The sequence below is a fragment of the Gardnerella coleohominis genome, assembly GCF_002896555.1.
Lineage (GTDB): Bacteria > Actinomycetota > Actinomycetes > Actinomycetales > Bifidobacteriaceae > Bifidobacterium > Bifidobacterium vaginale_F.
The window spans coordinates 179,032-193,260 of record NZ_MNLH01000003.1; the positions used below are offsets into that span (position 1 = coordinate 179,032).

Annotated in this window: 4 protein-coding genes and 1 tRNA gene; all 5 read left to right on the top strand. The window is 43.4% G+C overall.

The window, feature by feature from the left end; genetic code table 11:
* Positions 1 to 190 precede the first annotated feature (190 nt).
* The 5 genes from BFS05_RS04140 (at position 191) to BFS05_RS04160 (ending at position 13,851) form a co-directional block, all read left to right on the top strand.
* The gene (locus tag BFS05_RS04140; protein ID WP_103084728.1) at positions 191 to 6,211 is read left to right on the top strand and encodes a MiiA motif-containing surface protein; all 6,021 of its coding nucleotides are present in this window, start codon (positions 191 to 193) and stop codon (positions 6,209 to 6,211) included.
* A gap of 633 nt (positions 6,212 to 6,844) precedes the next feature.
* The gene (locus BFS05_RS04145; protein WP_103084729.1) at positions 6,845 to 9,895 is read left to right on the top strand and encodes a Rib/alpha-like domain-containing protein; all 3,051 of its coding nucleotides are present in this window, start codon (positions 6,845 to 6,847) and stop codon (positions 9,893 to 9,895) included.
* Positions 9,892 to 11,646, top strand: coding sequence for a SpaH/EbpB family LPXTG-anchored major pilin (locus BFS05_RS04150; protein ID WP_103084730.1), 1,755 nt, complete (start codon positions 9,892 to 9,894; stop codon positions 11,644 to 11,646). Before BFS05_RS04145 ends, BFS05_RS04150 begins: the two co-directional genes overlap by 4 nt.
* Before the next feature lie 95 nt (positions 11,647 to 11,741).
* Positions 11,742 to 12,872 carry a class C sortase gene (locus BFS05_RS04155; protein WP_103084731.1) on the top strand — a complete coding sequence of 377 codons (1,131 nt, stop codon included), beginning with the start codon at positions 11,742 to 11,744 and terminating at the stop codon, positions 12,870 to 12,872.
* A gap of 905 nt (positions 12,873 to 13,777) precedes the next feature.
* Positions 13,778 to 13,851 (top strand) — tRNA-Lys (locus BFS05_RS04160).
* Positions 13,852 to 14,229 lie beyond the last annotated feature (378 nt).

Here is a 14,229-nt window from a genome sequence, read left to right on the forward strand (position 1 = left end):
TTGCGTTAATTATGGATGTCAAAAATGGGAACGAACGCTATTTTCTATTGCTGCGATTTATGCATAAAAATGGTAATAATGAATAAATGGAGTAAAGAAATATGAAGAAGAATAGTATAAACGCAAACGATTTTGCTGATTTACTTAAGTCTGCTAAGAATACGTCTTACGCGCCACTTTCTAAGAGTGTGTGCGCTGCGATGCTTGCCGGCGCAATGGTGCTTGGGGGGGGGTATTCGTTTCTACTCCTTTGCCTGCGTATGCTGATGGGTATGTAGACGGCACTGGCAACAACATTTATTACGGTTTCAAAACTGATGCTTCTTATGCAGAAGCTCATTTCAACATTGACGTTGAATATTACGATACTCTAGATCACGCCAAAGCTGGCGGTACTGAAGGAATAGATCCTTTAGGAAAATTTGTTCGCGTTCATTATCTTTCTAATTGCAACAACGATGCTACAGCAGACGAATGGAAGTTCCGCCCAATGTGGTGGTTTGGCGTTCCTGCTGGTTTGAAGGATCCTCAATATATTCATTTTAAGCGTATTGAAAAGTTAACAAAAAATGGCAAGCAGCAGGTTCAACCTGCTGGTTCTTCGCAGAAGATTACTACAGACGCTAATGGCTATGGTGCTGTTTCTGATCGCCATTACAACAGCACTAAAGAATGGTCTAATCTTTCAAACTTCTACTTTAGCGGCAATAATATTGCTACAAAGGGTTGGAAGCAGCTTGTTGGACTTGGTGATAAAGACAATAGCAAGACTTACGACAATGCTGGTGATACAGAGAAGCAGTGGAATATTTATAAGCAGGACACACAAGGTCTTAAGGGTATTTTCGTAGACTGGGAGTCTGCTGGTCGGCGTTGGTATGACATGACTTACGTTTCCGAAATGGAAGAAACAACATGGAAGAATCGTGATAAGAATCCTTTGCGATTTGCTGCTGGCGTTTACCGTTTTGCCGGTAATTGGCATTATGCGGCTGGTCAAAAGCACAATACTCCAAAGATTGCGGATCATATCGGCCTGCAGTATCCTGAGCTTACGCCTGTGAAAGATCTTAAAAACGTAAGCACCGACGAGCAAAATGCAATTAAAGACAAAATTAAAGACGCTAATAAAGATACGAAACATTATTCGGACTTAGTGGATAAGGTGGAAGTGTCTGATAAGGGTGTGGCTACTATCACCTTCAAAGACAATACGACTCGCACAATTTCTGCCGATTTGCTTGTCTTTAAGAATGAAGAAGACAAAGACAAGTATAAGCCTATTATGCCTGCTCGTACGCCTGTCGTGAATCCGTCCAAGCTTACTGACGCTGACAAAACGGCGGTAATTGCCGCGTTTAAGACAGCCAATAAAGACAAAAAGGACTTTAACGATCATGTGAAAGCTGATCCTGACGGCATCAAGTTCAACGATGACGGGACCAAGCTTATTGTTACATACCAAGACGGTTCAAAGCTTGAAATTAACGCTTCTGAGCTCGTGTGCCAAGGATCAACCATTGCCGACTGGGCTCCGTATGTTGTTCCTGACTACATCGACGTCGACGATCTGAAAAATCTTAAGCCAGAGGAAATAACCAAGATAGTATCTGCTTTTGATACAGCAAACACGGGCATCACGCCGTATGATGATGCTAAAAAGGGCAATGGCAATAAAGCGCCGGTGACAGTTGATAAAGCGACAGGAAACGCAACCATCACCTGGGAAGACGGTTCAACCACTACCATCTCTGCGTGGCAATTCCTTAAGGAAAAGCCAAAGCAAAACCCTGAGCCTTCAACACCAACGCAACAGGGCGATAAAACTTTCATCGTCGAAGCGCCTGCAACCCAAACAAACGTCAACTTTGATCCTCTCAAGATGACGGAAGCTGATTTAACTAATCAACAAAATACTAAGACACTCGATGGTGCTAAGGCTTTATATATTGGTGAAAAGGGAAAAGACGCTAAGGATTCTTCCAAGAAAGTGAATATTAAAAGCGTCGAATATAGCGTTGATGACAATGGTGTTGGTTATATCACCTTTAACGCTGATGGCTATACACCCGCTAAGTATCCAATGAGCATATTCTTCAAGCAAAAAACTGATAAGCAAACTCCGGCTCCAGATACCACTTTGCACCATCCAGGTCAGATGACTGCATATCAGTATTATGTAGATCCAGTACAAGTAGATAACGTTAATTCCCCTAACCCCGAAGATCAGATTGCGGCGTTTAAGAAGTTCATGAAGAAGAACTATACTAACGTAAACGAAAGTGATTTGAGTACTGGCTCATATACACTTAAGGAAAATAATACGCCTGTATCTGGTGTGACCAATATGCAACGATATGTTCAGGGCCAAAATAATGGTGCAGGAGTTGTATCGTTTAGCGTTAATTCGAACGGAACCATAGCTGTTCAAGGTTTTGAAACTGGTGAGCATAGCTCAAAGAAACTATTTGATGTTCCTCTGTCGGATTTATATGTTGCCAAGTCACAGCAACAAAAAGATAACACCATTGATCATTTGAAGGATCAGGCAAAAGCGCTGTTAGATAAACGCAGGAATACTGATAAGCTTACCAACGACGATTTGAAGCGCGCTGGTATCGTGGATCCTGATCAGCTGAATGATGCCAAGATCGATGAAATAGCAAAGGGTCAAACAGCCGAGAAAGACCTGCGCGACCTTATTCGCAAGCTTACCGATGCAAAGAAAGCTGAGCGCAAGTACAATCCAATTCCTGAGATTGAAGTTACCGACCCAGAAAATCTGTCTGAAGCTGATTTCAAGAAAGCTGCAGAAGCATTCTTGAAAGCCAATTACGATGGCACGGATTCACTAGCAGTAGATAAGGTGCCGTATACCGTTCCTACGAGTCTAAAGCCAAAAACAGATACCGTCTTAATGGAGCTTAGCTCAACTTCTAATGCTAATGGCATTGCAAAGGTTACATATAAGAATAGTGATTTTACAACACTTGTGTTCCAGGATTCTGCTAATAATGATTTGTTCTCCGTTAAGGTAACTTATAAGAAGGCGGGAACCCCTGCGCCAACGCCTGATGCGCTTGCGCAGATGAAAAAGGACGCTGAGCAGCAAATTGACCGTAATCCTAATTTGACAAAAGAGCAAAAAGAAGATTACAAGAAGCAGATTGAGGAAGCGACCACTGCAGACAAGATCAAAGAGATTCTCAATAAAGCGGCTCAGCAGGGCAAAGATAACCAAAATGATCCGTCAAAGGCACAAACTATAACCGACAACAAGGGTGGCGGCACCGCAAAGAAAGAAGCCGAAGACAAGAAGCAAAAAGAAGAGGAGGAGCATAACAAACAACAGCTTCAAAAGGATAAAGATAAAGCCAAGGAAGCTCTCAATTCTCTGAGCAATCTGACTACTGATGGTGATTCTAGCGATAAGAAGAAGTTGTCAGATGAAATTGATAATGCTCAAACTCCTGAGGAAGTTAAGAATATTCTCGAAAAGGCCAAGGCTATTAACGATGCTAAGGGTGCATTGCAGAATGACATTGCCAAGGGTGCTCTTGCGTTCCTTGATCACGGTACAGGAGATGAGCACAACACCGCTGATACTCACGCCGATGATGCAGCCTTGCATGAGTTGCTCGGTGGAACTCCTGGTAAGGATAAAACGCTCACCGATTTGGAAACTGCTCTAAAGGATAGTAATGCCACTGCAGAAAGCATCAATAATGCTCTTGCAAAAGCAAAGCGCCAGAATACAAGTAATGAGCAGAATGCCAAGATTGCTGGTATTGCGAAGCTTGATGCTAAGAAGGCAGAACTTGATGCAGCATATAATGCGTTGACTCCTGATAAGCAAGCAAGCGCTAAAACTTCATATGATGCTGCCATTAAAGCAATTGATGATGCTAAGACTGCTGTGAACAACGCAACAAAGCCTTCCGAAATCAAGAAGGCTGTTGATGGCGTAGATACTAAGATTGATGCTGCGAATGGAGACATCAAGAAGAATACGCCTAAGCGTGATACGACTGGCAACACCAACGATGACCAGAACGCTCTCAAGCAAGAAAAAGAAAAGCAGATTGAACGCATCAAAAATAGCGGTCTTTCTGCCGAAGACAAGAAGAAGGCTATTGATGACATCAATAATGCAAAGAAGCTTGGCGACCCAACGGGTATTGCTGATCGCGCGCTGAAGGCTCAAAAGATTGCCGATGCTCTAAAGAAGATTGATGAATTTAAGCATTTAAACAAGGCTCAAAAGGATGCTTTCAAGGCAATCATCAATGGTACTGATGCTGGTAATCACACCAATGATGACGGTACAACTTCTGACGACATTGATGATGCGCTCGCAAATGCTGCAAACACCGATAATGCTATGGCTCGTCTTGAGAAGCTGAAAGAGATCGCTGATAAGTTCGCTAAGGGCGAAAAGTTCACTGGCTCTACTGATCAGACCAAGAAGGATGCGTTTAATACCGCCTCCACAGCTGCTGGTGCCGTGCTTGCTAAGGAAACTGGCGATGCCAAGAATGCGGATCAGGTTAATGAGCTGTACAAGGATCTTCTTAAGGCAATGCAGGCCATTGACGACAAAGCTAAGGGTGCTGGCGTTATTACTGATGCACTTCAGGCTGAAGTAGATAACGATAAGGCTCTTAAGCCAAACGCTACGGCAAATCCTGCAACTAAGGGTGATTCGGTTTATACCACTGCTTCTGCAGATAAGAAGGCTGCGTTTGACAAGGCACTATCCGATGCAGAAGACGCATTGAATAAAGCTAATGGCGATAACGCAGATCAAGCGAAGCCAGACTCTACTCCGCGGACTCCTGAGCAAGAGGCTGATGCGCAAAAAGCAGTAGACGACGCGCTTCAGAAGCTTGAAGAAGCACGTAAAGCTCTTGACGGCGTCAACACCAAGCCGCTTGAGCAACAGATTGCTAAAGATGCAGATATTAATAAGTCTGTAAGGTACACAAAGGCTTCTGAAGATAAGAAGAAGGCGTACGACGATGCTCTTGCAGCTGCTAAGAAGCTCATAACTGATTTGACTACTCCTATCGCTGCTGGTGCTTCTGCACCTAAGTATGATGAAATCACATTGGACACCAAGGAGAATAAGCAGAAGGCTTTGGATAAGGCTCTCCAGACTCTTAAAGATGCCGCTGCTGCTCTTGATGGTAAGGAACCAACTCCGACCCCAACTCCTGCTGCTGTCGATAAGACGGATTTGGCTGTAGAGCTTTCTAAGGCGAATACTTTCGGGCGTTATCTTTCTTATTTGATTTCGTCTTCAGATAAGCAGGATGCTTATAATGCGGCTTTGGCTGAAGCTCGTCGCGTTTACGGTGATCCTAATGCAACTCAGGAGCAGGTGAATGCTGCTGCTGCGGCTTTGCGTCGTGCTGCGGAGGCTTTGCGCGGTTACTTCTGGCTTGATGATGGTACTGTTTCACCAACCCCAAGTCCATTACCTCTTCCAGATCCATTGCCAAATCCTGGTGCTGGAACTGGAAATGCTGGAACTGGTAATGCTGGAACTGGTTCTGAATCCGGCTATGGTGTGAATGATAACGCGCCTACTACTGTGGATAAGGGCGAGTTGAACATTCAGATTGATAGTGCTGAGTCTGATTTGCAGCCTGGCAATGCTGGTAATGGTAACGCCGGTGCAGGTAACGCTGGCTCTAACAACGCTGGCAATGGTGGCGCTAATGCAGGTAATGCAGGTAACGCTACTAACAACAATGCTGCCAACGCCCATGCCAACTCTGGTTCCAACGCCAATAATGCTAATGGCGCAAATTCTGCTGCTGTGAATGCAGCTGTTGAGAATAATCCATCTGTGAAGCAGGCAGACGCTCAAGTTTCTAAGGCTCAGGAGGCTGTAAATGCTGCTTTGGCTGAGGCTAAGAAGGTTGCGGCTGATCCTAATGCAACTCAGACTCAGGTTGATGCTGCGGCTCAGAAGCTTTCTGCTGCTCGTAAGGCTTTGGCTGCTGCTAAGGCTCACGCGGCTCAGGTGCGTGCTTCTGTGCGTGCTCAGGTGTTGAGAAGTAGTAAAGAGTCTAAAGAGTCTGCTTCGTTGAGTGCAACCGGTAGTAATGTGTCTGCATTTGGCTTGTTTGCTGCAACTCTTACTGCTGCAGGTGCCGCGCTCTTCGCTACCAAGCGTCGCGGTATTTCTCGCCACAGCAATAGGTAAGAACAATGTAAGCTAAAAGCTTAGATGACTGTTAATAGCTGTTATTAATGGGTATTAGTAATGGTTGTTGTTAATAGTTGTTATCTAGCTATTGGATAATTAAATAATTAGTGAAAGCCTCGCTTCGTGATTAAATTCACGGGTGAGGCTTTTTCTAAATCAAGAGATGAGATTTTTTTTAAAATCAATTTTTTTAAATCAAGTGTTAATTGCGCACTTAAATCGTGCTAGTTATGCGGTTAATTTGTATTTCACAATGTTATTTTTGGGTCAGGTTTTAGTTAATTACGTAATTAAATCCGCATAAATGCACGAAATGCATTATGTTACATATATTTAACTTCTCATAATCTGCGTATTTATTCCATATTTATATCTGAAAATGCGATTTTTTCTATAAATTATAAGTTTTGCAAATTGCATCAAAGAAAGTATTTCATATAAAAAATATTTAAATAATTATGCATTCAATGTTACCAAAGAATATGGGTTGAAATCTGCCTTGGGGGGGGGGGTATAGTTGCAAGAACTGTGGCCACAATTATGAGTGGCTTTGCAGTGCTGTGTGGTTCTTGATTTTGTAATGATTGCTACACAAATTTGAGAGTTTGAATTTAACGAAGGTGATTAGAAATGTTTCCGCAGCGTCGTCGTAACAGTCTTTCTAAGATTATGCGCGTAATTTGCGGTTTCACGTCCTGCGTGCTGACTCTCGCAACTCTCGCGATTGTGCCTATCGCTTCGTCGAACGCATCAACCGAAGAAACGGCGAAGACTTCGAAAAGTGCTGATTCTGTGAAGGATGCCGGTTCTGCGGAGCATACCGGTGCTGCGGAGCAAGGGGATAAGAAGAAGGCTGAAAATCAACCTGGTAGTTCTGCTGAGAAAAATGCTGAGCCTAAGACTGAGCAGCAGCAACCTGGTGGTAAGCCTGAGAAAAAGACTTCTGCAACGACTAATACAAATACTCAAAACGAAGCTTCCAATGATAAAAAGGCTAAGCAAAGCAGTAAAGACAATAAAGCTAAAGACGCTGCTAAATCTGCGAAAACTGAAAATCACGAAAACAGAAGCGTAACTGGCAATACCGAAAATAGCGCGCAATTCTATAATCCTGCATATCCAATGGATTATCCGAATGTATTTGCTGGTAATTTGTCTACAAGTGCAAAGAATAAGTCTGGTACGCCTAAAAGCAGGAAAATACGTAAAAATAAAAATGTTAGAGTTGGATATCTTCCTGCTGGCACGTGGTTCGAACTTATAAAAACAAATCCTAGTGATAAAGAAGACGCGTACGACTGGGCTAACTTTGAAGGTGAGCAATGTGATGCGTCAAGCGATAATACGTCTGGTAATAACGCGTCGAGCAATAATGCATCTGGCAATAATAAACAGTGCAAGAAAACGAAAGCTATTCCAGAAGGTGTTTCAATTCCATCAAAATATGGTGTAATTACATTTAGGCCAAGTAGGTGGACCAAAGATGGGAATTATAAAGTGCACGTACTTGTGCACTATCCTGATGGCACTACTTCCGATGAAGCAAATGCTGGAAATAGCAAAGGTGGTAAGTCTTCGCCTGTTTATGCAAACGTAGTTGTCACGCGATTTGATCCTCACGATAGTGATTTGCAACTTTCAATAATCAGCAAAGACAAAGAAGATCTGAAATATGGACAGTCCGATAACTCAGATTTAGTGTTATTGTCTGGTCAAGAGGTTAAGAAAACCACTTTTGATGCTTCTGCGCATCTTGGTATAGGCAATATCAATCAGCGTGTGATTTGCTATAAGAAAGATAAGAATGGAAATCCTGTTGATGGAAAATACGAGTCTGGTGGAATTAACGGGCTTGAATTAAAACAAGATACTAACGTAACAGTTTGGAAGCATGCCAGTTACGATCAGCAAAAGAAGTGCTTTGACGATCCTGCTAACGGCTGCAAGATGGCTGACTTCCTTTATGACGATTACGTCTACAACGAGTATGTTAAAACACATCCGAATTTTGAGCCTAAGAGTGTAAACGAGCGCACAGTAGGGCAGTTTAAGGGAACTGTAAATAAAACCGGTGATTTTGTGTGCAAAGTTTATGCTTTAAGAAATTCTGTTAAAGATGACGGCGTGCAAGACGAGCAAGATGATGCTTTAGTAAAGAAGTTTGATCAAATAGCTGCAGAAAAACACAATAAGATTGATGAAATTGATTCTGTGCTAAAGCAAGATGCTTTATTTAAGTCTGGAATTACTTGGGAAGCTAAAACTTTGAACATTACTGTTCGCAGAATGTCTTATTATTATCAGCCTTATTACGGTGATGGAATTGATACGCTACCTGGTAAAACTCAAGCTTCTATTGTACCGCTTAACCAGTGCGGAGTTGGCAAAAATTGCAGTAAGAAGTTAGCTAGAACTCGTCATCTTCCTGACGGAACTTGGTTTGAAATAGCAAATTATCCTAAGTCGACTGAAGAATTACCTGATTGGGCTTCGTTTATTGACGATGAAGATGACAGTGATCAAAGTAACAAGCCTAGCGAAGCTGGGGGTAAAGTCGGAAAAGATAGTAGTGATGGTTCCGGCGCAGTGTATGGAAAAATTACTGTAAGAATGAGCACTTGGATTAAAACAGGGTATTACTATGTGCCAGTGGTTGCGCATTATCCTGATGGCTCTTCTTCAAAGGATGAAGATTCCAGTAACGAAGGCAAGCCTATCTATTTGAAAGTCTCAGTCAACAATTCTCCACGGATTAATAATGATGATTTAAAGTTACGTGTGACGACTGAAAAAGCTTCAGCTGATGGTGAGTCTGATTCACAAGCCGACGATTATGGCGATGTAGATCCAGACCAGGGCATCACAATGATGCGTGGAATGCGCTTTTTGAATCCGTATATTGATGCGTGGTCATTGCGTGAAGTGGGTAAGAAAATTTCGTTAAAAGTTTTGTGCACTAAGGTGAGCAAAGCTAGCAAAGCTAGCAAAGACGGCACTGCTAACGTTAGTGGCTCTAGTGGTGCGAGTGTTTGGTCTAGTAATGTTGATGGTTTGACTGCTCCTACGGAGGATCAAATTCATAAATGGGATCATATTAAAACTGTTGCTGAACTTAAAGGTTGTGATAAGAACCCAGCTTCGTGCGATGCAAAACGTACCCTATTTAGGCGAGATGTTGAAGCTAGTGATTGGGATGTGTATAACCCGTTCTATGCAGTAGAACGCACGGATTCGATTATTGGCGGCGCGCCTACAGAAACAGGCGATTACCAGTGCGTTGTGTATGCGTTGAAGCCGACGGCGCTCAAAAAATATGAAGATGCTGTTGCTGCAGTAGGCGGAGAAAGTAAAGCAAAAAACGGCGATACTCTTCTTAACGGCATCACTGGTATCAAAAAAGGCAAGGACTGGACGATGACCGCGGTCAAAATTCACGTTGTTGAGCCTTTTAAACTTCCAAAAACTGGATTCGCAGGCTGGAACATGATTCTTAGCGTTGCTACAACGATTTTCACAAGTCTTATGGTTCTTGCGTTTGTTCTCGACCAAACACAGTGGGGGCGCGCATTTATGAAAAATTTTGTATACAGAAATTCTGCTCAAAATGTCAGTGAAATAGCTGTTCAAAAGGGCACTGAAGTATCTGCTCGTAAGGGCAATGAAATAAAGGAGAGGAAATGAATAATTTCACAAAACGATGCGTCGCCGCATTCGCCTCGCTCGCAATGGCTGGCACGCTGTGCGCGGCGGGTGCTGTGACAGTATCCAGCGTTGCGTGGGCTAGCAAGCCTGGTCCACGACAGGGTAGTCAACCTAAAGGTGGTAAGACTGGTTTTGATACTCCATCACAAGATGCAGTGCTTAAGTCAGCACCATGGGAACTTACTAGTGAAGAAAAGAATGCAACTTATTCCCTCACTATTTTCAAGTGGAAGGACGAGCTTGATAAGAGCGGCAAGCAGAAGAAGTCAACTCCTGTTCCCGGTGCTTCGTTCACTGTAAAAAAGGTGACAAAGATTGGTAGCGGTACTATTGACTTAACTAAGTACGCCGATTGGGTTAAGGTCGCCAATCAGATGGATAAGCTTAATAAAAACACTGCTACTGTGACCACTGAAGCTGTTACTGGTTCTCCAAAAGATACTGATGCTAGTGGTGTTGCGAAGTTCGATCTTGGAATCGGTCTGTATCAAGTTACAGAATCAAATCCTCCAAAGGGCTTCTCTGCTGCCGAATCCAAGCCATTCTATATGACAATCCCAAGGATTGAAAAGGATTCTGATGGCAACGTAGTCTACAACTATGCTCCATACGCGGATCCAAAGAACAAGGATTTGAGCAATAGCGTTAAGAAGACTGCGGATACTTCTAAGACTGTTGGCGCTGGCGATAAGATTTCCTACACCATTAGTGCTGAGCTTGACAAGATGAAGGCAGCGGATGCTGATGCTACAGCTCTTACTGCCGATGATTTTAAAGGCTATTCTGTAGTCGATCTCGCTCCTGCTAATGCTTTTGTTTATCCTACTGACGACACCTCTCATAAGGTTACTGATACCAGCATTGCAAAAGTAGTTACAAAGGTACAACTTGGAACCGGCGAAGCACCTGTAAATACCGATAAGACGCTTACTGCTAATACTGACTACACCGTTAGCGTTCCAGAAGAGTTTACGGATACAACCGATAATAATACTAAACGCGATAAGATTACTATCTCCTTCACTAATGACGGTAAGACTGCGCTTGCTGCAGCTGCTAACAATAATGCTGGCAATGTAGTAAAGGTATTTGTTACTTTAGAGTTCACTCTTGCTGATTCGACAACCCTTGGCAACAGCACTGTTATTAACAAGGGTGGCTTAATTCCTTCGCACGAGGGTAAGACTCCAGACGTTGTTACGGGTAAGGATAAGGCGGAAGTGAAGTTCTCAAAGTTCACTATTCAGAAGCTTTCTGCAAAGGATAACTCCAAGGTTACAGGCGCAAAGTTTAAGCTGTTTGCAGATAAGACCAATGCGGATAATTGCTCTAAGGCTATTACATCTAATCAGAATGTAGATACCGCTTGCTCTGCTTATTCTACTAACTTCGGCGAGAAAGAAGCAAAGGGTACTGATGCTAAGACTGATGAATATTCAGTAGTTCGCGGTAAGAAGTACTACGTTGTGGAAACTGTTGCTCCAGCCGGTTACATTCGTAACCCTGATGCGGTTGAAGTAGAAGTTGGAGATAATGACGCTATTAAGAACTTCGAGTTCAAGGATGTTCCAGACGATAGCAACGGCTCTTGGCTCAGCCTTCTTCCAAAGACCGGTGCTGATGGCGTAATTATCTTCGCAGTTATCGGCATGTGCTTCGTTGGTTCCGGATTCTTTGTGTACATGCGTCGCCGCAAGAAGGAAGAGGAGCAGGCTAAGCTCCGCGCTTAAGTTAAATCCCTTTCTTTAAGCATTAACGAAAATGGGGAGTCGGGCGCGCGTTAACTAACGCTTTCCCGGCTCCCTTTTTATTTATTGGAGGAATTATGAAGTTGGCTGATTTTGCAGAGTCTGCTCGCGTGCTATTTAAGCGGCTGACTCGTATGTGCGCTAATAAGTCCTCCAAAAGTGTGGAAGATTCAGCGAGCTCTGGAATTGCTGAGTCTCCCGAAAATACTGAATCTGCGCAGTCTACGCAAACTTTGCAATCTCCATCATCAAAATCGCAGTCTCCGCAATCGCAACAATCGCAACAAGACCAATCTTCTCCAAAACCAATGTCCACACTTCGTAAGCTGGCTGAGCCGATTGCGCTTGTTACTATTGGCATTTTGTGTTTCAGCTATCCTGTGGTTTCTACTTTGGTCAACAATCATGCTGCCAAGGAACTCTCAATCGAGTACGACAAATTAAATAAGGAAAAGCCTAAAGAAAATCGCGCGGAAATTTTGCGAAAGGCGCGTGAATACAACGTTCGCCACAAGGCAATTATTAGCGCGGATCCGTATAACGGCAGTAACGACTACATGGACACTCCCGAATATAAAGAGTACGAAAAAATGCTTAGCGAGCCGATGGGGATTATGGGCATTGTTAAGATTCCGAAAATTGGCGTGAGACTGCCGATTTATCACGGAACTACTCAAGATACTCTCGCAATGGGCGCTGGGCATTTGTACGGCACGGATTTGCCGGTGGGTGGCAAAAGCAGGCACACGGTTGTGACGGCGCATACGGGTATGCCGGATGCCACGATGTTCGACGATTTAAACACGCTGAAAAAAGGCGACTACTTCTATTTTGATGTGCAAGGCAAAACTCTTCGGTACAAAGTGTTTCGCATAAATGTGGTGGAGCCGAACGATATTCGCTTGCTGCGGCGCGAGAAGGGGCGCGACTTGGCGACGCTGATTACGTGTACGCCGTACGGAATTAACACGCACAGGCTGCTCGTGACGGGGTATCGCGTGCTGCCGGATCCTGCCAACGTGCCGGGCGACCATATGCAGTGGCCGCTGTGGATGACGCTGTTTGTGATATCGATGGTGATGTCTGCGGTGTTGATGGCGATGATGCTGGTTGCGATTTTAAATAAGAAGCGCAATTCTAGGTTGCTTCGCGGTAGGCATTTGCTTGCGGTTTCGCGCAAAATGCTGCGCGAGTTGCGTCGCGAGTAGAGCAACGGCTGTATGCAGCGAGCGCGTTACCGCGCGCTATATCGCAGTGCTCAGGCAGGTCGTCGCGCTTATGGGTTTGATAAGTAAACAAAAGCAAGAAGGGGTTCTCGGTTTTGTTTACTTATTTACCCTGTAAGTAAACAAAATCGGGGAAGTGTTCTTGATTTTGTTTACTTAGAGGTCGTGTAAGTAAACAAATTCGGGGAAGTGTTCTTGGTTTTGTGGACTTAGGTACCAGATAAGTAAACAAAATCGGGGAAGCTCGTTTGTTTGCTCGCTTACGAAACTCACGTTTCGTTAAAATCCGACAGACAAAAACAACTGAGCTCTTGTTCTAAACAAACAAGAGCTCAATGAAATCACGTGTAGGAGCAACCTACACAGGTAAAACAAATTCTAACACATTCAATTACGATTTGCACCTGTTGTATTGCGCCTAGTAGTGTTTGTGCAAGCGCTTTCGCATTAGTGTATCGAGAAGAAGCCTTTTTGGTCGTTGGATTACGCTTCTTTAGGGTGGTAAAGTAAGCGTAATCGAGTGCTCGCTTTGACTGAGTCTGAAATTATTGGGATTTCAGACTCCTTCAAAGCGTGATTTGGCTTAATTGTGAAGCACGGTGTGCTTCACATGCCAAATCAGCCGAACGGCTATGCCGTGAGGATTAGTGCTCAAGCAGGTCGTTGCGCTTATGGGTTTGATAAGTAAACAAAATCGGGGAAGTGTTCTTGGTTTTGTGGACTTAGGTACCAGATAAGTAAACAAAATCGGGGAAGCTTGTTTGTTTGCTCGCTTACGAAACTCGCAATGCAGCTTCAAGCAAGGCGATGCGACACGCCGGCTTGCGCCCAATCAAATTCTGAGTATAGTAGTTACTCGGTTCGCGAAATGAACCAAGATAACCAACGCCCCTTTAGCTCAGTTGGTTAGAGCAGCTGACTCTTAATCAGCGTGTCCAGGGTTCGAATCCCTGAGGGGGCACAAACAAAAACCCAAGCTTCATCGCTTGGGTTTTTCATATCTAATATTTCGGATTATTTCCCAACAAGTAGAGTTATTTCTCTGGTTATTTCGGGTTATTTCGGGTTATTTCCCAAAAAGTGTCCAATATTCAATATCAAATGTGAATAACATGTTAATTTATTGGCCTTAAAATAATACGATCTAAAAAATTTCTTGCGCTAGAAATGTTGGAATATAGCCGTTCTTATATAAGAGCTCGTGTTTTTTGAAATCAGATTCATAAAAATTTACATATTAATTGCATATTTTATTTACTACGTAGTGCTAAAGTTTGTGAAAAATATTTTGTGAAATCGTTGATGAATGTATTTATCTGCTATTTACAAAGCATTTTGA